This window comes from Streptococcus sp. V869, assembly GCF_054353515.1.
Genome location: NZ_JBTHHW010000002.1, coordinates 340666 through 362384, shown reverse-complemented (window position 1 = coordinate 362384; position 21719 = coordinate 340666). Strand labels below are relative to the sequence as shown.

The 21719-nt window shown below is 38.0% G+C and carries 15 protein-coding genes, 10 tRNA genes and 3 rRNA genes; all 28 read right to left on the bottom strand.

The window, feature by feature from the left end:
• Positions 1-3 precede the first annotated feature (3 nt).
• A tRNA-Pro gene (locus ACXYSN_RS07225) sits at positions 4-77 on the bottom strand.
• A gap of 14 nt (positions 78-91) precedes the next feature.
• Positions 92-165: transfer RNA gene (locus ACXYSN_RS07220), tRNA-Arg, on the bottom strand.
• Positions 166-176: 11 nt separating this feature from the next.
• Positions 177-262 (bottom strand) — tRNA-Leu (locus tag ACXYSN_RS07215).
• A gap of 7 nt (positions 263-269) precedes the next feature.
• A tRNA-Gly gene (locus ACXYSN_RS07210) sits at positions 270-341 on the bottom strand.
• 27 nt (positions 342-368) lie between these two features.
• Positions 369-441: transfer RNA gene (locus tag ACXYSN_RS07205), tRNA-Thr, on the bottom strand.
• A 12-nt stretch (positions 442-453) separates the two neighbouring features.
• Positions 454-535 (bottom strand) — tRNA-Leu (locus ACXYSN_RS07200).
• 5 nt (positions 536-540) lie between these two features.
• A tRNA-Lys gene (locus tag ACXYSN_RS07195) sits at positions 541-613 on the bottom strand.
• 18 nt (positions 614-631) lie between these two features.
• A tRNA-Asp gene (locus ACXYSN_RS07190) sits at positions 632-704 on the bottom strand.
• A 2-nt stretch (positions 705-706) separates the two neighbouring features.
• A tRNA-Val gene (locus ACXYSN_RS07185) sits at positions 707-779 on the bottom strand.
• 4 nt (positions 780-783) lie between these two features.
• A 5S ribosomal RNA gene (gene rrf, locus ACXYSN_RS07180) occupies positions 784-899 on the bottom strand.
• Between the two features lie 76 nt (positions 900-975).
• A 23S ribosomal RNA gene (locus ACXYSN_RS07175) occupies positions 976-3877 on the bottom strand.
• Positions 3878-4001: 124 nt separating this feature from the next.
• Positions 4002-4074, bottom strand: a tRNA-Ala gene (locus ACXYSN_RS07170).
• 50 nt (positions 4075-4124) lie between these two features.
• Positions 4125-5169 (bottom strand): 16S ribosomal RNA (locus ACXYSN_RS07165).
• Together the 16S, 23S and 5S rRNA genes with 10 tRNA genes alongside form the textbook arrangement of a ribosomal RNA operon.
• A 180-nt stretch (positions 5170-5349) precedes the next feature.
• The gene (gene ftsH, locus ACXYSN_RS07160; protein WP_006150554.1) at positions 5350-7308 is read right to left on the bottom strand and encodes an ATP-dependent zinc metalloprotease FtsH; all 1959 of its coding nucleotides are present in this window, start codon (positions 7306-7308) and stop codon (positions 5350-5352) included.
• A gap of 16 nt (positions 7309-7324) precedes the next feature.
• A complete protein-coding gene (gene hpt / locus ACXYSN_RS07155) occupies positions 7325-7867 on the bottom strand; it encodes a hypoxanthine phosphoribosyltransferase (RefSeq protein WP_006150551.1) in 543 nt (180 codons plus the stop codon).
• A gap of 4 nt (positions 7868-7871) precedes the next feature.
• The gene (gene tilS / locus ACXYSN_RS07150) at positions 7872-9149 is read right to left on the bottom strand and encodes a tRNA lysidine(34) synthetase TilS (RefSeq protein WP_006150539.1); all 1278 of its coding nucleotides are present in this window, start codon (positions 9147-9149) and stop codon (positions 7872-7874) included.
• The gene (locus ACXYSN_RS07145; protein WP_303942974.1) at positions 9146-10414 is read right to left on the bottom strand and encodes a serine hydrolase; all 1269 of its coding nucleotides are present in this window, start codon (positions 10412-10414) and stop codon (positions 9146-9148) included. The genes tilS and ACXYSN_RS07145 overlap by 4 nt, the downstream gene beginning before the upstream one ends.
• The gene (locus ACXYSN_RS07140; protein WP_006146040.1) at positions 10407-10529 is read right to left on the bottom strand and encodes an SP_0009 family protein; all 123 of its coding nucleotides are present in this window, start codon (positions 10527-10529) and stop codon (positions 10407-10409) included. The genes ACXYSN_RS07145 and ACXYSN_RS07140 overlap by 8 nt, the downstream gene beginning before the upstream one ends.
• 6 nt (positions 10530-10535) lie before the next feature.
• Positions 10536-10904: a septum formation initiator family protein gene (locus tag ACXYSN_RS07135; protein ID WP_458636612.1), complete on the bottom strand. Its 369-nt coding sequence runs from the start codon at positions 10902-10904 to the stop codon at positions 10536-10538.
• Entirely contained in the window at positions 10897-11163 is a 267-nt protein-coding gene (locus tag ACXYSN_RS07130) for an RNA-binding S4 domain-containing protein (protein WP_006150557.1), read from the bottom strand. Before ACXYSN_RS07130 ends, ACXYSN_RS07135 begins: the two co-directional genes overlap by 8 nt.
• 63 nt (positions 11164-11226) lie before the next feature.
• Positions 11227-14730 (bottom strand): transcription-repair coupling factor, encoded by a 3504-nt coding sequence (gene mfd / locus ACXYSN_RS07125; RefSeq protein WP_458636611.1) that lies wholly within the window; start codon positions 14728-14730, stop codon positions 11227-11229.
• Complete coding sequence (gene pth, locus ACXYSN_RS07120) at positions 14723-15292, bottom strand: aminoacyl-tRNA hydrolase (RefSeq protein ID WP_004250929.1); 570 nt, start codon at positions 15290-15292, stop codon at positions 14723-14725. The genes mfd and pth overlap by 8 nt, the downstream gene beginning before the upstream one ends.
• A 72-nt stretch (positions 15293-15364) precedes the next feature.
• Positions 15365-16480 carry a redox-regulated ATPase YchF gene (ychF, locus tag ACXYSN_RS07115; protein WP_235083591.1) on the bottom strand — a complete coding sequence of 372 codons (1116 nt, stop codon included), beginning with the start codon at positions 16478-16480 and terminating at the stop codon, positions 15365-15367.
• Positions 16481-16564: 84 nt separating this feature from the next.
• Positions 16565-16759 carry a DUF951 domain-containing protein gene (locus tag ACXYSN_RS07110; RefSeq protein WP_004250933.1) on the bottom strand — a complete coding sequence of 65 codons (195 nt, stop codon included), beginning with the start codon at positions 16757-16759 and terminating at the stop codon, positions 16565-16567.
• Positions 16760-16825: 66 nt separating this feature from the next.
• Positions 16826-17962: a DNA polymerase III subunit beta gene (gene dnaN / locus ACXYSN_RS07105; RefSeq protein WP_458636610.1), complete on the bottom strand. Its 1137-nt coding sequence runs from the start codon at positions 17960-17962 to the stop codon at positions 16826-16828.
• A 158-nt stretch (positions 17963-18120) separates the two neighbouring features.
• Positions 18121-19476 carry a chromosomal replication initiator protein DnaA gene (dnaA, locus tag ACXYSN_RS07100; protein ID WP_458636609.1) on the bottom strand — a complete coding sequence of 452 codons (1356 nt, stop codon included), beginning with the start codon at positions 19474-19476 and terminating at the stop codon, positions 18121-18123.
• A gap of 211 nt (positions 19477-19687) precedes the next feature.
• Complete coding sequence (locus ACXYSN_RS07095; RefSeq protein WP_235083589.1) at positions 19688-20449, bottom strand: ParB/RepB/Spo0J family partition protein; 762 nt, start codon at positions 20447-20449, stop codon at positions 19688-19690.
• Between the two features lie 56 nt (positions 20450-20505).
• Positions 20506-21681 carry a S1C family serine protease gene (locus ACXYSN_RS07090; RefSeq protein WP_006150556.1) on the bottom strand — a complete coding sequence of 392 codons (1176 nt, stop codon included), beginning with the start codon at positions 21679-21681 and terminating at the stop codon, positions 20506-20508.
• Between the last annotated feature and the right edge of the window lie 38 nt (positions 21682-21719).

Here is a 21719-nt window from a genome sequence, read left to right as displayed (position 1 = left end):
CAATCGGGAAGACAGGATTCGAACCTGCGACACCTTGGTCCCAAACCAAGTACTCTACCAAGCTGAGCTACTTCCCGAATTAAATTGTTAATGCACCCTAGAGGAGTCGAACCTCTAACCGCCTGATTCGTAGTCAGGTACTCTATCCAGTTGAGCTAAGGGTGCTCATCATTATATGCCGAGGACCGGAATCGAACCGGTACGATCGTTACCAATCGCAGGATTTTAAGTCCTGTGCGTCTGCCAGTTCCGCCACCCCGGCCTCTCTAAGCGAACGACGGGATTCGAACCCGCGACCCCCACCTTGGCAAGGTGGTGTTCTACCACTGAACTACGTTCGCATCGACTCTGCTTTAACCTAAAAAAAATGCCGGCTACATGACTTGAACACGCGACCCTCTGATTACAAATCAGATGCTCTACCAACTGAGCTAAGCCGGCTGATTTCTATTATGCGGGTTAAGGGACTTGAACCCCCACGCCGTTAAGCGCCAGATCCTAAATCTGGTGCGTCTGCCAATTCCGCCAAACCCGCAAATATGACCCGTACTGGGCTCGAACCAGTGACCCATTGATTAAAAGTCAATTGCTCTACCAACTGAGCTAACGAGTCAAATAACTTTCGTTATTACGGTCCCGACGGGAATCGAACCCGCGATCTTCGCCGTGACAGGGCGACGTGATAACCGCTACACTACGGGACCTATGGGAGTTAACGGGATCGAACCGCTGACCCTCTGCTTGTAAGGCAGATGCTCTCCCAGCTGAGCTAAACTCCCTAGAGCTAAGCGACTTCCATATCTCACAGGGGGCAACCCCCAACTACTTCCGGCGTTCTAGGGCTTAACTTCTGTGTTCGGCATGGGTACAGGTGTATCTCCTAGGCTATCGTCACTTAACTCTGAGTAATACCTACTCAAAATTGAATATCTATCAAATTCCAAGAAAACCTTCGCTTTCATATTCTCAGTTACTTTGGATAAGTCCTCGAGCTATTAGTATTAGTCCGCTACATGTGTCGCCACACTTCCACTTCTAACCTATCTACCTGATCATCTCTCAGGGCTCTTACTGATATAAAATCATGGGAAATCTCATCTTGAGGTGGGTTTCACACTTAGATGCTTTCAGCGTTTATCCCTTCCCTACATAGCTACCCAGCGATGCCTTTGGCAAGACAACTGGTACACCAGCGGTAAGTCCACTCTGGTCCTCTCGTACTAGGAGCAGATCCTCTCAAATTTCCTACGCCCGCGACGGATAGGGACCGAACTGTCTCACGACGTTCTGAACCCAGCTCGCGTGCCGCTTTAATGGGCGAACAGCCCAACCCTTGGGACCGACTACAGCCCCAGGATGCGACGAGCCGACATCGAGGTGCCAAACCTCCCCGTCGATGTGAACTCTTGGGGGAGATAAGCCTGTTATCCCCAGGGTAGCTTTTATCCGTTGAGCGATGGCCCTTCCATACGGAACCACCGGATCACTAAGCCCGACTTTCGTCCCTGCTCGAGTTGTAGCTCTCGCAGTCAAGCTCCCTTATACCTTTACACTCTGCGAATGATTTCCAACCATTCTGAGGGAACCTTTGGGCGCCTCCGTTACCTTTTAGGAGGCGACCGCCCCAGTCAAACTGCCCGTCAGACACTGTCTCCGATAGGGATCACCTATCCGGGTTAGAGTGGCCATAACACAAGGGTAGTATCCCAACAACGTCTCCTTCGAAACTGGCGTCCCGATCTCATAGACTCCTACCTATCCTGTACATGTGGTACAGACACTCAATATCAAACTGCAGTAAAGCTCCATGGGGTCTTTCCGTCCTGTCGCGGGTAACCTGCATCTTCACAGGTACTAAAATTTCACCGAGTCTCTCGTTGAGACAGTGCCCAAATCATTACGCCTTTCGTGCGGGTCGGAACTTACCCGACAAGGAATTTCGCTACCTTAGGACCGTTATAGTTACGGCCGCCGTTTACTGGGGCTTCAATTCATACCTTCGGATTACTCCTAAGCACTCCTCTTAACCTTCCAGCACCGGGCAGGCGTCACCCCCTATACATCATCTTACGATTTAGCAGAGAGCTGTGTTTTTGATAAACAGTTGCTTGGGCCTATTCACTGCGGCTGACTTAAAGTCAGCACCCCTTCTCCCGAAGTTACGGGGTCATTTTGCCGAGTTCCTTAACGAGAGTTCTCTCGCTCACCTGAGGCTACTCGCCTCGACTACCTGTGTCGGTTTGCGGTACGGGTAGAGTATGTTTAACGCTAGAAGCTTTTCTTGGCAGTGTGACGTCACTAACTTCGCTACTAAACTTCGCTCCCCATCACAGCTCAATGTTATAGAACTAAGCATTTGACTCAGTTCACACCTCACTGCTTAGACAGACACTTCCAATCGTCTGCTTTAGTTAGCCTACTGCGTCCCTCCATCACTACATACTCTAGTACAGGAATATCAACCTGTTGTCCATCGGATACACCTTTCGGTCTCTCCTTAGGTCCCGACTAACCCAGGGCGGACGAGCCTTCCCCTGGAAACCTTAGTCTTACGGTGGACAGGATTCTCACCTGTCTTTCGCTACTCATACCGGCATTCTCACTTCTATGCGTTCCAGCGCTCCTCACGGTACACCTTCGCCACACATAGAACGCTCTCCTACCATACCTATAAAGGTATCCACAGCTTCGGTAAATTGTTTTAGCCCCGGTACATTTTCGGCGCAGGGTCACTCGACTAGTGAGCTATTACGCACTCTTTGAATGAATAGCTGCTTCTAAGCTAACATCCTAGTTGTCTGTGCAACCCCACATCCTTTTCCACTTAACAATTATTTTGGGACCTTAGCTGGTGGTCTGGGCTGTTTCCCTTTCGACTACGGATCTTAGCACTCGCAGTCTGACTGCCGACCATAATTCATTGGCATTCGGAGTTTATCTGAGATTGGTAATCCGGGATGGACCCCTCACCCAAACAGTGCTCTACCTCCAAGAATCTTAATGTCGACGCTAGCCCTAAAGCTATTTCGGAGAGAACCAGCTATCTCCAAGTTCGTTTGGAATTTCTCCGCTACCCACAAGTCATCCAAGCACTTTTCAACGTGCCCTGGTTCGGTCCTCCAGTGCGTCTTACCGCACCTTCAACCTGCTCATGGGTAGGTCACATGGTTTCGGGTCTACGACATGATACTAAGGCGCCCTATTCAGACTCGGTTTCCCTACGGCTCCGTCTCTTCAACTTAACCTCGCATCATATCGTAACTCGCCGGTTCATTCTACAAAAGGCACGCTCTCACCCATTAACGGGCTCGAACTTGTTGTAGGCACACGGTTTCAGGTTCTATTTCACTCCCCTCCCGGGGTGCTTTTCACCTTTCCCTCACGGTACTGGTTCACTATCGGTCACTAGGGAGTATTTAGGGTTGGGAGATGGTCCTCCCAGATTCCGACGGGATTTCACGTGTCCCGCCGTACTCAGGATACTGCTAGGTACAAAGACTATTTAAAATACGAGGCTCTCACTCTCTTTGGCTGATCTTCCCATATCATTCTTCTATAATCTTTGAGTCCACATTGCAGTCCTACAACCCCGAAGAGTAAACTCTTCGGTTTGCCCTTCTGCCGTTTCGCTCGCCGCTACTAAGGCAATCGCTTTTGCTTTCTCTTCCTGCAGCTACTTAGATGTTTCAGTTCACTGCGTCTTCCTCCTCATATCCTTAACAGATATGGGTAACAGGTAGTACCTGTTGGGTTCCCCCATTCGGAAATCCCTGGATCATCGCTTACTTACAGCTACCCAAGGCATATCGTCGTTTGTCACGTCCTTCTTCGGCTCCTAGTGCCAAGGCATCCACCGTGCGCCCTTATTAACTTAACCTTACTTTTTGACCTTTCAGTCATAAACTCTTATTAATACTACAGCGTTTTCGGTTTATTTTCTTGTTACTATTTGATATAGATATTCAATTTTCAATGTGCATTACTTGGTGATCTCTCACCAATGGAGCCTAGCGGGATCGAACCGCTGACCTCCTGCGTGCAAAGCAGGCGCTCTCCCAGCTGAGCTAAGGCCCCACAAGACCTCTCAAGACTAAACAAGACCAATGTGCTTTCCTTATCCTTAGAAAGGAGGTGATCCAGCCGCACCTTCCGATACGGCTACCTTGTTACGACTTCACCCCAATCATCTATCCCACCTTAGGCGGCTGGCTCCAAATGGTTACCTCACCGACTTCGGGTGTTACAAACTCTCGTGGTGTGACGGGCGGTGTGTACAAGGCCCGGGAACGTATTCACCGCGGCGTGCTGATCCGCGATTACTAGCGATTCCGACTTCATGTAGGCGAGTTGCAGCCTACAATCCGAACTGAGACTGGCTTTAAGAGATTAGCTTGCCGTCACCGACTTGCGACTCGTTGTACCAGCCATTGTAGCACGTGTGTAGCCCAGGTCATAAGGGGCATGATGATTTGACGTCATCCCCACCTTCCTCCGGTTTATTACCGGCAGTCTCGCTAGAGTGCCCAACTGAATGATGGCAACTAACAATAGGGGTTGCGCTCGTTGCGGGACTTAACCCAACATCTCACGACACGAGCTGACGACAACCATGCACCACCTGTCACCTCTGTCCCGAAGGAAATCTCTATCTCTAGAGCGGTCAGAGGGATGTCAAGACCTGGTAAGGTTCTTCGCGTTGCTTCGAATTAAACCACATGCTCCACCGCTTGTGCGGGCCCCCGTCAATTCCTTTGAGTTTCAACCTTGCGGTCGTACTCCCCAGGCGGAGTGCTTAATGCGTTAGCTACGGCACTAAACCCCGGAAAGGGTCTAACACCTAGCACTCATCGTTTACGGCGTGGACTACCAGGGTATCTAATCCTGTTTGCTCCCCACGCTTTCGAGCCTCAGCGTCAGTTACAAGCCAGAGAGCCGCTTTCGCCACCGGTGTTCCTCCATATATCTACGCATTTCACCGCTACACATGGAATTCCACTCTCCCCTCTTGCACTCAAGTTAAACAGTTTCCAAAGCGTACTATGGTTAAGCCACAGCCTTTAACTTCAGACTTATCTAACCGCCTGCGCTCGCTTTACGCCCAATAAATCCCACCCATAGTCCGTACGGGATTCGAACCCGTGTTACCGCCGTGAAAAGGCGGTGTCTTAACCCCTTGACCAACGGACCCTGAGCTTGTCAACTCTTTCTATTATACCTACTTTTTGACGCTTGTCAAGATATTGGGTTTATTTTTTCTGAAATTTTTTACTATTTTTTCATATGTTATTTTTTATAACAAGAAAGAGAGGATATGATGTTATCCTCTCTTGTATCTAGCGCACTAATATTTTAGTTTTCTTCAGCCATTTTTGATTTGACTTCATCATATGATAGCGCACGTGATTCTTCTTCTACTTCTTCAGGCATTTTTCCTGTTTCATAAAGAGATTTGATTTGTGTACTATCCAATGTTTCATATTTCAACAAGGCTTCCGCAATCAATTTATGCGTTTCGCGATTTGATTGAATAATTTCAGCCGCTTTATTACGTGCTTCATTCAGTAACGCTCGGACTTCTTCATCAATTTCATAAGCTGTACGCTCTGAAATAGATTTTTGTGGAGTTTGAGCACCAAACATTGCATGATTGCCCTCATATTGAACAGGTCCAAGCTTTTCACTCATACCATACTCAGTAACCATAGCACGCGCCATCTGTGTAGCTTGTTCAAAGTCGTTTGAGGCTCCAGTTGTTTGAACGTTAAAGATGATTTCTTCAGCGACACGTCCACCCATCAAACCTGCTAATTGTTCTTTCATATCTTCTTTAGATAGTAACATTTGATCTTCTTTTGGAAGAGCAATCATGTAACCACCCGCACGACCACGAGGAACAATTGTCACTTTATGCACTACACGTGCGTTTGATAAGACCAAACCAACAATAGTGTGTCCTGCTTCGTGGTAAGCAACCATTTCACGTTCTTTTTGAGAAACTGTTTTATCTTTTTTAGATGGTCCAGCAATAACGCGATCCTCAGCTTCATCAATATCAGAAGCATCAATCACTGATTTATTGCGACGAGCTGCAACTAAGGCTGCTTCGTTTAACACATTTTCCAAATCAGCACCAACAAAACCTGGAGTTTGTTGTGCCACTAATTTCAAATCTACGTCTTCTGCTAAAGGTTTATTTCTAGCATGTACTTTCAGAATTGCTTCGCGTCCCTTAACATCTGGACGACCTACTAACACTTTTCTGTCAAATCGTCCTGGACGGAGAAGGGCTGGATCAAGAACATCTGAACGGTTTGTTGCCGCAATAACGATAATTCCTTCATTTCCTTCAAAACCATCCATCTCAATCAAAAGTTGGTTCAAAGTTTGTTCACGTTCATCGTTACCACCACCAAGACCGACACCACGTTGGCGACCAACGGCATCGATTTCGTCAATGAAGATAATAGCTGGTGCTGCTTTTTTAGCGTCCTCAAAGAGAGAACGTACACGACTTGCACCGACACCGACGAACATCTCTACAAAGTCAGATCCTGAAATACTAAAGAATGGTACACCAGCTTCTCCCGCAACCGCTTTGGCAAGTAATGTCTTACCAGTTCCCGGAGGTCCTTCTAAGAGAACACCAGCTGGAATACGAGCACCCAATTTTGTAAATCGTTTTGGATCTTTTAAAAATTCAACAACTTCAACAAGTTCTTGTTTTTCTTCTTCAGCTCCTGCTACATCTGAAAAGCGTACTTTGATATCTTCCTTATTAGCAGCCTTAGCTTTATTGCGTCCAAAGCTCATCGGATTGCGTCCACTATTTCCACCCATATTGCCCATCATAGAAAATAGGAAGAAGAATAAAATGGCAAATGGTACTACTGAAACCAGGATGTTAATCCACATACCACTTGAACTTTCATGTTTCACTTCAATTTGTGTTTGATGTTCGCCAGCCAGTTTTTGTAAATCCGCTACAGTAGTATCTGATGGAAGGATAATACTAGTAAATTTCTCTACTTTGGTTGCAGAAGGTGTGAAAAACTGAATACCTGTTTCCGGCTGTTCTGTCTTAGCATTTTTGTAGACACCAGACACTTCAATAACACTACCACTTGGTTGATAGGTCATTTCTTTTACATTGTCGTTGGTGATTTCCTGCACCAATTCTGAGTATTTAATTTGTTGACTATGACCTGCAGCTCTTCCAGCAAAGAAGTACTGGAAGCCAGTGACTATCAAGAATATCATCAACAAATAAAGAAATGGATTTTTTATAAAACCATTATTTTGTTTTTGCATTCAATAACTTACCCTTCTATTTTGAGTAAACTTCCTCTTTCAATACACCTACATAAGGAAGGTTACGATAATTTTCATTATAGTCTAAACCATAGCCTACAACAAATTCATTCGGAATTGTAAAACATGTATAATCTGCTTCAATTTCTACAGTACGGCCTTCTGGTTTATCTAACATAGTTACAATCTTAACAGATGCCGCTTCTCTAGCAGTAAACATATCTCTCAAACTTTTCAAGGTTTGACCAGTGTCGATAATATCTTCCACAAAAACAACATGTCTACCTTTAATATCTTGAGTTACATCTTGTTTGATATTGATAACACCGCTACTTACAGTACCACCATGATAGCTAGAAACCATCATAAAGTCCATTTCAAGATGTGTATCAATATATTTAACTAATTCTGCCATGAAAGGAATAGATCCTTTTAAAATTCCAACTAAAATTGGATTTTTCCCTTCATAATCTTTTGTTAATTGAGCACCTAATTTCTTAGCAGCTTCTGTAATTTCATCTTGTGAAATCAAAATCTTCTTGATATCTTGTTCTAACATGATTTTACCTATCTATTTTTTCTATATAAAGTACAGTGTTCATTATATCATTTTTCATTTTTATACTCAAATCACTGAGTTCAATTCCTAAAATTGAATAAATTTGTCCAAATTGCTCAACAATAATAGCATTTCCCCGTTTTTCTGTAGGAATTTTTAAATCAATAAAAAGTCGTCTTAATTTTTTTCGATGACCATTTTTTATCAAATAATCACCGGACTTTCGATGCCTTAAAATCAACGATGTTTCACGAGAAACATTTATCTTTTGAACATTTTCCCCTTTTAGAGGGATTCCAAATGAAAATAAATAACCTTCATAATGAACTTGATTTTGATAGTTTAACACACACTCATTACTTTTTTCATCAGACTTTGGTCTGATTTTACAAATTTGAAAGTGTTGATATCCTTTTATAAGTTCATATCCATTTTTTAATCGATGACGATATTGACTCTTGGTTCTTAAAATATGATGGACCTGTCGGAATTGTTCTCTTGTAATACTTAAATCTGGAAAATGACTAAGATATTGCTGCAATAAAACTCGCTGTGTTGCTTCACTAAAAGATAAAAACTGTGTTAAATCTTCCACATCAACCGTTTTAGAGAATTCAGCAAGAGCAATTTGATAATCAGATACTTCTTTTCCAAACTCTAAAAATGCCTTTTTTATCTGAGTATTTTCTGTTTCTAATTGTGGTAGATAGAGATTTCGAATACGATTGCGAAAATAGTGATTTTCTTTATTCGTCGCATCTTCAAAATGCTTGATTTCAGGAAAATCCTTCTTATAAAAAGATAGCAAAGGACGAATCAATTCTCCCTTATCAAACTCTTGTATTTCTTTGATGGCAGATAAGTGTTGTAATCTAACACCCCTAATTATTCTCATAAAAATCGTCTCAGCCTGATCATCTGCATGATGAGCTGTCACAAGAGCTGTAGATGACGTTTTCGCCATTACCTCTCTAAAAAATTCATAGCGAAATTGACGAGCATTTGCTTCTGAAAAATTTCCAGTGAAACAAGCTACATAAATTGGAACTCCAACTTGTTCTGCCAGTTTTCTTAATTCATTTTCTTCAATATCTGATTCTGGTCGTTGTTTATGATTCACATGAGCTAAAAATAATTCAATCCCAAGTTCTTCTTGATAGGTTGAAAGGAGATGAAGGAGAAACATCGAATCCAACCCACCAGACAAGGCTAGTAGGACTCTTGAATGATGTCTAAAATAACCTTTTTCTAAAAAATGATTTAAAAATTCTCGGTCTCTCATTTTAGGACCTCGTAGACATCCTTAGCAATTTTAGAAATGGTATCATAATCAGAATTTTTAGTAAAAATCGAAATAATGAAAGGAGAATCTGTATAGACTACTGCCACATCATGTTTAAATTCATCTGCATCCCCAATTTTATGGGCTACCTTAGCAGAAATATTTTTAGCAATACGTTGATTATCAAAAGAAGTCTGCGATAGCGATTCTAAAACAAAACCATTTTGATTATAAATAGATTCCATAACTTGCCCAGCCATTTTAGCTGAAGCTAACTTATCATTTACATCCCATTCATTACCAGCAACCCTAGTCATCTCTTTTTTGAAGACGTCATCTGATTTATTCGTAATATAATAACCAAGAATATTATGAGCCACATTGTCAGATTCTTTCGCTGTTTTTGTAATTAAATCTTTAATAGTGTATTCTTTATTATCAGCTGTTTTAGAGAGACTTCCACTTCCTTCCGGTTTATAAGAACCAGGGAAATCATTAACTTCAGAAACATACTTTAATTTCGTGTCAAGTTGATAATCACCTTGATTGATTCTTTCCTGAACATAATAAAGATAAGGTAATTTCATAACACTAGCAGCGTACATTTTTTGCTCTTCGTTAATCCCAGCTTCCTTGCCTGTACTCAATTGTTTAACATAAATAGAAAACTGTTCATTTTGATAATTTGCAGATAGTAACTCCTGTACTTTCTGGATTCTATTATCATCATTAGAAATATAATCCGTCAAAATCCAACCAGCTTGTTTGATATGTAAGAATTCACGACCTTCAGCAAAAACAGACATGTCTGCTTCAACCTCTTGATAAGGTGCCAAAGTAGATTTTAATTCTTGTTTATCATAAGGACTATTATAGACAACAAATCCAGGTTCTAACCACACTCGTTTAGAGAAATTGTTGACGATTGAACTATCGTATAAAAGTCGTTTATCAGCCATCACAAATTGATTATTAGACAATTTAAAGACAGGATGTCCTTGTTTATTTAATCGCCATTCTAAAATAGATAATTTTGTATCTGCATTGACTTTTCCTGATTCTTTAATTAAGTCTTCTGTAGAATAAACAGGCGTTTCACCATAAAATTTTGGAGATTCTATAACATCTTGATAATAAAAATGATACGAAGCGTGGGTTAAGGAATAAACTTCTTGGTTTGGAATGATAACTGGATTCTCAGTGCTTACTACTTGAACACTTTTTAGAAAAATTGGAAGTAGTAATATCACTAAAAATTTACGCATTCTTTTTCCCCTCTTCTTCTTGCAGTCGTAACAGATGATTTTTTTGAGATAATTCCTCTAATTTTTCATCTGATTGACTTAAAAATTGTTCAACAATCTTTAATAAATTTTCCATTTCACATTACCTAGGAAGCAAGTCCGGAATTGTATAAACTTCCTCCCATGATTTCGAATAATAATATTTTGCACGGGAATATTTAGCTGCATAGAATTCGTCTTTTAGCTTAGTTGCTAAACTAGCTTCCTTATCCTTTTCATCGCTCAAATCCTGATATTGTTTTTTCAAATCAGCTAGTTGCTGGCGACGTGTTAATAATTGTTGATAACTTTGCGCTAAATTATAAGTTGGCAAGATGAATAATAACATAATCAAAATCAAAACCCAACCCATAAAACGATTACGTTTTTGACGTTCTTCCATCATGTATTTACGTCGTTGGTGTTCATTTTGAATAAAAGAGTTATTCATTTGGACTATTTTTTTATACATCGCCTTCTACCCTTGTTTCACTAATAATTTCATACATTCCAGCTGCATCTTCTTTTTTAGTGCTATCTTTCATTTCCAGCACCTTTACAAGTAACAATTTATTTCCAAAGCGAATTTCAACCTGATCATTGAGTTTTAAATCTGTTGAACTTTTAGCAAGGATGCCATTTACCTTGATTCGCCCTTTATCTGCAACTTCCTTAGCTACCGTACGGCGTTTAATAATTCGTGATACTTTTAAATATTTATCTAATCTCATCTTAATACCTCAAATTATTATTTTACCATTTTTATCCCTTTTATAGAAGAAAAAAGGTAATTCCTAATGTGACTCTTTTGATTCTTTTATCTTTGCTAACGATTCTCCGAAAGTTAAAATACCTTCTAAAATCTCATAATCTTTTTTATTTCGAATATCAAAAACAACTTCTATTAAACCTTGATTTTCTGAAATATTGGCCTTCAAACTTGTCTGAGAAAGAGCCTGGAAATAATCTTGTGTTAAAAATAGTTGTTGCGATATTTTTTCAAACTGAATGACAAGCTTATTATTCTTTCTTTCTACACGATTGACAAATACTTTGTCAAGATATGCTTTGGCTAATCCAATTTCTAAAAGATAAGCAACCACATCTGGATATTCTCCAAATCGGTCTATCAACTCATCTTGTAATTCTTCATAGTTGACACGGTTGTCAATCTGACGAATTCTCTTGTAAATTTCAATTTTATGGCGCTCATCTGATATGTACTCATTTGGAAGATAGGCATCAATTTGTAGAATTAACTCAGCATTTCCTTTTTCACGTTTCTTGTCAGTTCCATTTTTCTTAGCAATTGCTTCCTCAAGTAACTGAGAATACAATTCAAAACCAACTGAATCGATAAAACCAGATTGCGAACTACCTAAAAGATTTCCAGCTCCACGAATGGATAAATCACGCATAGCAATTTTAAAACCAGAACCTAATTCAGTAAAGCCTTTGATAGCTTCCAATCTCTTCTCTGAAACTTCAGTTAATGATTTATCTGGCCGATACATGAGATAGGCATAAGCAATTCGGTTACTACGACCCACCCGACCTCTTAATTGATATAAGGTTGATAAGCCCATATGATCTGCGTTTTCAATAAACAAGGTATTAGCATTTGGAATGTCTACCCCTGTTTCGATAATTGTCGTAGTTACTAAAATGTCATATTCGCCTTCAATAAAATCAAGTAATGTATTCTCTAAACGAATTTCACTCATTTGACCATGAACAAAACCAATAGAAGCTTCAGGAATCAGTTCTTGTAGTTCTGAAACTTTCTTTTCAATCGTGTCAACTTTGTTGTAAAGATAGTAAACCTGGCCGCCACGATCTATTTCTCTCAACACAGCATCACGAATCACACGATCATTCTGTTCAAGAACATAGGTTTGAACAGGATATCGATTTGTTGGAGGGGTTTCAATGACAGATAAATCTCGGATACCTAGCATAGACATATGAAGAGTTCGAGGAATTGGTGTAGCTGTCAAGGTTAAGACATCAACCTTCTTTTTTAATTCCTTAAGTGTTTCCTTATGCTTGACACCAAAACGTTGTTCCTCATCAATGATGATCAATCCTAAATCTGCAAATTCAACATCTTTAGACAAAACTCTATGAGTTCCTATCAAGATGTCCACTTGTCCTTTTTTCAATTTTTCAAGTGTTTCAGTCTGTTCTTTTTTACTTCTAAAGCGACTCAAAACATCTACGTTTACAGCAAATTGCTCAAATCTTTCCTTGAAATTACTGTAATGTTGCTGCGCAAGAACGGTAGTCGGTACTAAAACGACCACCTGTTTATGATCATTAACAGCCTTAAATGCAGCTCGCATGGCAACTTCTGTCTTACCAAAACCAACATCTCCAACTAAGAGTCGATCCATTGGTTGAGGTGCTTGCATATCTTTTTTGATTTCTTCTATACTTCTAAGTTGATCTTCTGTTTCAACATAGGGAAAAGCCTCATCAAAAGCAGCCTGGTCTTCGTCATCTTTTGAAAATGCATATCCTTTCAGTTGGCTCCTCTCAGCATACAGTTTAATTAAGTCATCCGCAATATCTTCAACTTGATTTTTAACTTTTTGCTTAGCTTTTTTAAAATGTCCATCATTTAACTTATTTAGCTTTGGAGCTTTTCCATCACTTGAAACATACTTAGATAAGGTTTGGATTTGTTCTACAGGAATAGAAATTCGATCTCCATTTTGATATTGGATACTCACATAATCTCGATGAATTCCTTTGATTTCAATCGTTTCGATTCCTAAATACTGCCCAATACCATGAATTTGATGAACGACGTAGTCTCCTTTTTGGAGCTCATTATAATCCTTTAATCGCTCAGCATTACTGATATTTTGTCTTCTATATTTACGTTTAATCTTCTTTTTGAAAATTTCATATTCAGTGATAAATACAAGATTTTCATCTACAAAATGAAAGCCATGACGAAGATTTCCTTCAACAAGATTTACAGTTCCTTTACAGATTTCACTTCCATTACTATTGTCAACCTTAATTTCGTATTCGTCTAAAATTGTTGACAGTTTTTTGAGTTCAGTTTTGCTACTTGACTGAAGAACAATGGTATATTTTAATTTTTTATAACGTTCAATTTCTTCTTTCAAAAAAGAAAATTGATTGAAGAACTCTTGCATTGGATACTGATTAAATTGATAAAGATGATCAAATTTTAGATTTCCAAGACCTTTTTGAAAATTCGAAAAGAAACTCACTGGTAAATATTTTTTGAATCGACTTTCTACGTCAGCAAAGTATTGTAAATTTGATACTGCTTTACTATTATGTAAATTTTCTGTAAAGTAGCTAGCTGTTTCCTTATCGAAAGTATCATACTGGTTCATGATTTTTTGATAATCATCAAAAATGAGAGGTACTTCTTGTAAATAATCTAACAGTGTCCATTGTTTTTTATAAAAAACAGACAAAAACTTGCGAATATCAGAAGGGATACTCTGTTGCTTAGCACTACTATAGACTTCCTCTAGATATGACTTCAAAGTTGGAGAAAGTGCCTTATCAATCTCATGCTCTAAAAATTGTTGTCCACGATTGTAATCTTCAATACTTAGTAAAATATCGCTAGCGGGATATATAAAAATTTCAGAAAGACTTTCTTTTGATAATTGTGTATCTGCGTCGAATTCTCTAATCCCATCTATTTCATCACCAAAAAATTCTATTCGGTAAGGAGATAGTTGCGAAGTTTCAAAAATATCTAAAATATCCCCTCGAAGACTAAATTCGCCTTGACTTTGAACTTGAGTAACTTTTTTATAACCAAGTGAAATCAATTGATTTTTTAATTCTCTTTGTTCACATTCTTCGCCAACTTCAAGTTTTAACACACTGTTATCAAAAACTTGAGGATCTGGTAAGAATAAACGGCTAGCTGCCATGTTACAAACTAATATTCCTTTTTGAGATTTATCTCTTAGAAAACGCAAGGCTTCAATTCGCGAAAAAATCTTTTCTTGAGACGATACTAAAAATTCTACCATTGGTGAATCATCTACTAAAAATGGATAAACCATATCAGTATCCAGGATAGAAATTAAATCATTTACTAGACGCTCAGCTTCTCCATAAGTAGATGTCATTACTAAAATCTTGTTCTGACTTTTAACACTACTTGCAATAGCTAAAGACTTTGCTGATCCAGAAAATCCTAATAGTAATTGTCTTTGCTTCTGTGTTAAATTTTCATGCCAAGACAGGATTTGTTTATTCTCTAAAAAGAATTCGATTAATGACATTTCTTTACCCATTGTATTTCTGCATTGTTTTTTCAAAGTTTTTCTCTTGTAAATAATAATTTACAGCATCGTCAACCTTGTCAATAGACTGTAAAATACCTATATAGTCATCCTTGTCAAATTTACTCAAAACGTGGTGAACAACAGACATTCCTTTTTTAGGTCTACCGATACCAATCTTTACACGATTGAAAACCTGTGTACCAATATGTTGGATAATTGACTTGATACCATTATGGCCGCCAGCTGATCCTTTAGCGCGAAGTCGAATTTTTCCTACTTCCATGTCAAGATCATCGTAAATAATCAGTAAATCTTCGATGTCTAAACCATAATAAGTTAATAAAGCATGAACTGCTTTCCCACTTTCATTCATAAAAGTTGTTGGTTTCACTAGATAAATTTTTTCACCATTAAGGAAAAATGAAGCTAATTCAGCTTGGAATATTTTATCGTGTGTAAAAGATACATTCTGTTTTTTTGCTAGTTGGTCAATCAACATAAAACCAACATTATGCTTTGTCTCAAAATATTTATCCCCTGGATTTCCCAATCCTACAAGTAATTTTGTCATTTATTTTTCCTTTCAAAAGCCAAAAGGGTTGGAATTTTTTTCCAACCTAATTGACACTATTAAAAATGTTGATTATACGTTAAAGCGGAATTCCATAATATCGCCATCTTGAACGACATATTCTTTTCCTTCTTCACGCAAGCGTCCAGCTTCTTTTACAGCCTTTTCAGATCCGTATTTAATCAAATCATCATAAGACATAGTCACTGCACGAATAAAGCCTTTTTCGAAGTCAGAGTGGATAATTCCAGCTGCTTGAGGAGCTTTCATGCCACGTTTAAAGGTCCAAGCACGAACCTCTTTTTCACCAGCCGTAAAGTAGGTTCCAAGTCCAAGTAGATGGTAAGCAGCACGAGTCAACTTATCCACACCCGATTCTGTCAAACCAATAGCTTCAAGAAACTCTTTTTTATCTTCATCGTCTAATTCAGAAATTTCTTCCTCCGCACGCGCAGAAATGACCACTACCTCTGCATTTTCTGTTGCTGCGAATTCACGAATTTGCTTCACATAATCAATAGATTCTGGGTCTCCAACCACATCCTCATCAACGTTAGCTACATAAAGAACTGGTTTCGTGGTCAAAAGGAAAAGACCTTTGACAACCTTTTGCTCTTCATCTGTAAATTCAATAGTACGAGCTGATTTACCGTCTTCAAGGACAGGTTTAATCTTTTGGAGAACGTTAAATTCTGCAACTGATTCCTTATCTTTTTGCGTACGTGCCATCTTTTCCACACGCGCATAGCGTTTATTAACAGATTCTAAGTCAGCAAGAATCAATTCTAGGTTAATGGTATCAATATCTGCCAATGGATCTACAAAAGCATCTTCACGACCTTGCTCACGCATGACATTTTCATCATCAAAGGCACGAACTACATGGACAATGGCATCAACTTCACGGATATTGGCCAAGAATTTATTACCGAGACCTTCTCCTTTTGACGCACCTTTTACAATCCCTGCAATATCTGTAAATTCAAAGGTTGTTGGGACTGTCTTCTTAGGAGTAATCATTTCAGTCAATTTTTGTAGGCGTTCATCTGGAACTTCTACCATCCCAACGTTTGGATCAATAGTTGCAAATGGATAGTTTGCAGCCTCTGCTCCTGCTTTTGTAATTGCATTAAATAGGGTTGATTTACCAACGTTTGGCAAACCCACGATACCTGCTGTTAAAGCCATAATTTCTCATTCTCCGTTCACATTTCAATCTTCAATATTATAACACAAAAAGGGAAAACTTGCTAACCCTCTAACTCCTTGCATTTAGTCGATAATTTTACTCATTTTTCTTTCAAAATCATAGCGACTCATCATGACAACATGATCACAATTACTGCATTTTATTTTGATATCTGCACCTAGACGTGTAATTTCCCAACGATTCGCTTTTTTGCCTGTAGATTTGATTGTACAAGCGTGTGGTTTTTTCATTTCAACAAAATTTCCAACTTGATACATAGCTAGTCTCCTTTTCTATTTTCGATTATATCATAAAAGAGGTGAGCTAGGCTCAACCTCTTTAACTTAATTTGTACGAACTGGTGTAATCAGCTGCATAAAATCTTCATCTGTATCAGCTGGTACCAGAGTAAATGGACGAACTGATGAGATAAAGCTGATTGTAACCTTTTCGCTGTTCAAGGCTTTTAGTGCTTCAATCAAGTAGGTTGGGTTAAAGCTAATCGTCAAATCTTCACCAGATACAGCAATTGTATCGATTTCTTCGTTTACTTTACCAACTTCTGGAGAATTTACATGAGCTGTAACTACTCCTTGTTTGATTTCTAATTTTACAGTTCCATTTTGAGTAGCACTTGATAAAAGACGTGCACGTTCCATAGATTGACGTAGATTCACAACATCAAAAGTCACTGTCGTATTAAAATCTGTTGGAATCAGACGATCTGTATCAGGATAATTACCTTCTAAGAGGCGTGTATAGAAGCTAATATTTTCGCTTCTAAAGAGAATTTGGTTGTTTGCGAAGAAAATCTCTACTGTTTCGATATCGTCCGTAAAAACAGCTGAAAATTCGCGTAGAGAGCGACTTGGGATAACAACATCAAAATTATCACTATTTTTCTCAAGCGTCAATTTCTTCTGGCTGAGACGATGTGAGTCTGTTGCTACTGTTTTTAATTCTTGATGATTACTTAGGACAAAGTGTACACCAGTCAAGATTGGACGACTTTCTTGAACACTAGCTGCAAAGGCAGTTTCGTTGATAATCTTTTTAAGAAGCTTTGTTTCAAGAACTAAAGGATTACTTGCTGCAATTTCCTGGATACGTGGATACTGCTCGCTGTCTTTTCCTTTAAGCGTAATCTCTGATTTTCCACTTGTTAATACAATTTGATTTTGTTCAATTTCTTTGAAGTCAAGAGTCACATCTGGAAGACTAGATACAACATTGATAAAGAATGAAGCTTCTAAAAGGATAGAACCTAAAGAGTTAATCAAAAGACCTGCATTTTCATCTTTTTGAGAAATAAAGTTCTCGATTGAAATTTGACCATTTGATCCAATCAATGTAATTCCTTCATTTGTAACATCGATTTTGATAGTTGATAAAACAGGAATAGCATTTTTGGAACTAATAGCACGTTTAGTAATATTTAATGATTGCAGGAATAGATTTTTGTTAATTGAAAAATGAATCATGGAATCTCCTTTATTTATTTTTATTATTAGAAGGTTAATAGTAATAGTAGGCTGTGTGAAATCTGTGGAAAACCAAGTTTAGTTTAGAAAATTCAAGAAGTTACACTTGTTTAAAAGATGTGTATAAATTAGTAAAAATGTAAACACTTATCCACAAACTATTTGATTTTCTTTTTGATAGTTTCGATTTCTATACGTAATTTATCATCCGTTTCAATCATAGATTTGATTTTTGCATGAGCATGAATGACTGTCGTATGATCTTTACCACCAAATTCTTTTCCGATTTTTGGAAGGCTGTTATCTGTTAGCTCTCTAGCTAGATACATAGCAACTTGACGAGCTAGAACAATATTCTGAACACGTCTAGTTCCCTTCATCTCCTTAACACTAACACCATAAAAGTTTCCGACTTCCTCTTGGATTTTTTCAATTGGAATAACAACCATGGTGCTGACGCTTTGTTTTCGAGCACGGATAGCCTCAGATGCAATATCTACAGTTATAGTGTTGATTTGTTTGACTTTAGCCATGAGGCTAATATCTTTGAGGGCACCTTCTAATTCACGCACATTTGAATCAAACTGGCCAGCCAAATATTCGATTGTGTCAGGTTGAAAATGATAATCAAGATCTTCCGTTTTACTGTTTAAGATAGCAATACGAGTTTCAAAATCTGGAGGAGTAATATCCGTTGTTAATCCCCATGAGAAGCGCGTGACAAGACGCTCAGGTAAATTTTCTAGTTGTTCTGGTCTGCGGTCACTCGTTAAAACAATCTGTTTATTATTACTGTGAAGTTTGTTAAATGTATTAAAAAATTCATCCTGAGTTTGCACTTTATTTCCACTAAGAGATTGAATATCATCAATAAGAAGGAGATCTAGACTTCGATAGGTTTTTTTAAAATTATCCATATCATTAAGCCTTAGATGATCTAAAAATTCATTAATAAAACTTTCAGCAGGAATGTATTTAACACGCGCATTAGGATTTTTTTTGAGAATTTCATTCCCCAGAGCATTGAGTAAGTGAGTTTTTCCTAAACCGGGTCCTCCATATATAAACAGAGGATTATAAGTTAGTCCAGGATCTTCTGAGACGGCTAAAGCAGCAGACTTAGCCCAAATATTTCCGTCACCTTGGATAAAATTATCAAAAGTATAAATATCTCTCAATCCTGTTTCTGAATAAGGAATAGATTTTTCAGTTTGTTCCTGATGATGATCACTTTCAACATTGCTTACTATATCGGAGGTACTAGAATCTTCCTTAGTTAATACATATTGAGCTTTTATTTCAGTGTCGTAGATTTGGAAACCGACAGCTACAATTATATCGTTGAGTTTTGTACTCCAAACCATTTCCATTTCAGATCTTGGCAAAAATATGGTAGCTACATTTCCCTCGACCTTTATTAATTCAGCAGGTGTTGCGTAGAAATCAAACATTGATCGTGTTAATCGCTCTTTAGCTAATTCTAAAATCTGATTCCAAAATTGTTTTTCTTTCAACAACAAACTCCTCCTTTTCTAAAAGGTATAATCTCACACCTATTTTATCATATTGCAAGCATTTTTTCCACAACTTGTGAAAAACAATCCACAATGTTTAAAAGATTTATCCACAAGCTGTGGATAACAGCTATTATTTATGATTTTATTGGTTTTATTTATATTGATTTGGTGGATAAGTCTGTGAGTTGAGAAAAATAAAATAACAGCCTTATTTCAGGCTGTTAATAAAACGTTGGTACTCTTCTTGATTATGAAAAGAGATAGTTATTTTTCCTGCCTCTTTTTTTTGAAGGACAATTTGGACATCTAATCCCAACAATTTTTTTAAATTTTCTTCTTCTTCTTTGATAAAGTAATCTTTTTCTCTGATTTTCTTCTTCTTTTTTTCCTCTTGAAGTAAATGTTCTACTTGCCGAACTGATAAATCCTCTGTCTGAATACGATGAAGTAATTTTTTTTGTTCTTCAACAGGTAGCTGGATTAGGAGTCGAGCATGTGCTTGAGATAATTTTCCAGTTTCTACTTCCGTTAGAATAAAATCAGGGAGCGTAAGTAAGCGAACAAGATTAGTAATATAGGGACGTGATTTTCCCATTTTGTCAGCAATTTCTGCATGAGTATACCCTTTATCAATTAAAGATTGATAAGCTTTTGCTTCCTCAATCGGATTTAAGTCTTCCCGCTGCAAATTTTCAATGACTGAGTGAATCATCATATCTTGATCAGAAAGTTTTTTGATGATTACAGGTACCTCTGAAAGTCCAGCTGCTATGGATGCACGATACCGTCTTTCTCCAGCTAGAATTTCGTATCCAATAACTGGAGATTGACGGACGATAATGGGTTGAATTAATCCATTTTCTTTGATAGATTGAGCAAGTTCTTTTATTTTTTCTTCTGAAAATTCTTTACGTGGTTGATAGGGATTTTTTTGAATATCACTTATACGAATGAGTTTAAATTCTTCCATGTTTCTACAGTATCACAACTTTGATATTCTGTAAAGTAAGTTTACAAATCTGTAAACTATTGATTTAAATCACTAGTACTCTTGTCCAACTTGATTTTAGTTGTTTCTTCTTTACCATTACGGTAATAAGTTACAGTCATTTCATCTCCAATAGAGTGGCTATATAGAGCACTTTGTAATTCAGTAGTGGAAGAAATAGCTTTATCATCTATTTTTGTAATGACATCATATTGTTGCAGATGTCCATTGGCAGGCATATTTTTTTGAACAGAACGAACAGCTACACCAGAAGTAACATTTCCAGGAAGTTTTAGTTTTTGAAGATCAGTTGTATTAAGATTTGATAAGTTAACCATGTGGATTCCAAGAGCAGGTCTAGTTACTTTTCCATCTTTTTCTAATTGTTTAATAATGTTGATTACGTCGTTTGCAGGAATTGCAAAACCAAGACCTTCGACAGATGTTCCACCATTAGAGGCAATCTTACTTGATGTAATACCGATAACTTGGCCTTGGATATTAATCAAAGGACCACCTGAGTTACCAGGGTTAATAGCTGTATCTGTTTGGATAGCATTGGTTGAGATAGCTTGTCCATCTTCGGATTTTAGAGAGACATTTCTATTTAAACTTGATACAATCCCTTGTGTCACAGTATTGGCATATTCAGAACCTAGGGGACTTCCGATTGCAATAGCTGTTTCTCCAACTGTTAGTTGATTAGAATCACCAAATTCGGCCACTGTTGTGACCTTATCTGCAGCAATTTTTACAACAGCAATATCTGAATAAGTATCAGAACCCACAATATCACCAGGAACTTTTGTACCATCTGCTAAACGAATATCAACTTTTTTAGCGCCATTAATAACGTGAGTATTTGTTACAATATAAGCAGTATCCCCTTCCTTTTTATAAATGACACCAGAACCTTCACTGAATACTTGTTCAGCATTGGTATCCGTATCAGTTTCATCAGATGTGATTAAACTGTTTTGAGAGTTTGATGAGTAAGTAATGACAGATACAACAGCATCTTTAACTTTATCGACTGCTTGTGTAGTTGAGTTTTCATTTTTTACAGCTGCTTTACTGACAGTAGTGGTAGTTGTCGTACCACTATTTTGTTTTTGACTGAGCTGTAATGTTGTAAAAGTACCTAAAATACCACTAAAAAAGCTAATGAGAATGACTAATAAAAGTTGTCCCCATTTTTTTAAATTTTTCTTCATAGAAGAATCCTCCAAATTTATTTTATAAAATTATAAAA

Bases quoted from the DNA above. Each gene is read 5' to 3' on its own strand.
- ftsH (WP_006150554.1), bottom strand. From the start codon at position 7,308: ATGCAAAAACAAAATAATGGTTTTATAAAAAATCCATTTCTTTATTTG.
- hpt (WP_006150551.1), bottom strand. From the start codon at position 7,867: ATGTTAGAACAAGATATCAAGAAGATTTTGATTTCACAAGATGAAATT.
- tilS (WP_006150539.1), bottom strand. From the start codon at position 9,149: ATGAGAGACCGAGAATTTTTAAATCATTTTTTAGAAAAAGGTTATTTT.
- ACXYSN_RS07145 (WP_303942974.1), bottom strand. From the start codon at position 10,414: ATGCGTAAATTTTTAGTGATATTACTACTTCCAATTTTTCTAAAAAGT.
- ACXYSN_RS07140 (WP_006146040.1), bottom strand. From the start codon at position 10,529: ATGGAAAATTTATTAAAGATTGTTGAACAATTTTTAAGTCAATCAGAT.
- ACXYSN_RS07135 (WP_458636612.1), bottom strand. From the start codon at position 10,904: ATGTATAAAAAAATAGTCCAAATGAATAACTCTTTTATTCAAAATGAA.
- ACXYSN_RS07130 (WP_006150557.1), bottom strand. From the start codon at position 11,163: ATGAGATTAGATAAATATTTAAAAGTATCACGAATTATTAAACGCCGT.
- mfd (WP_458636611.1), bottom strand. From the start codon at position 14,730: ATGGGTAAAGAAATGTCATTAATCGAATTCTTTTTAGAGAATAAACAA.
- pth (WP_004250929.1), bottom strand. From the start codon at position 15,292: ATGACAAAATTACTTGTAGGATTGGGAAATCCAGGGGATAAATATTTT.
- ychF (WP_235083591.1), bottom strand. From the start codon at position 16,480: ATGGCTTTAACAGCAGGTATCGTGGGTTTGCCAAACGTTGGTAAATCA.
- ACXYSN_RS07110 (WP_004250933.1), bottom strand. From the start codon at position 16,759: ATGTATCAAGTTGGAAATTTTGTTGAAATGAAAAAACCACACGCTTGT.
- dnaN (WP_458636610.1), bottom strand. From the start codon at position 17,962: ATGATTCATTTTTCAATTAACAAAAATCTATTCCTGCAATCATTAAAT.
- ACXYSN_RS07095 (WP_235083589.1), bottom strand. From the start codon at position 20,449: ATGGAAGAATTTAAACTCATTCGTATAAGTGATATTCAAAAAAATCCC.
- ACXYSN_RS07090 (WP_006150556.1), bottom strand. From the start codon at position 21,681: ATGAAGAAAAATTTAAAAAAATGGGGACAACTTTTATTAGTCATTCTC.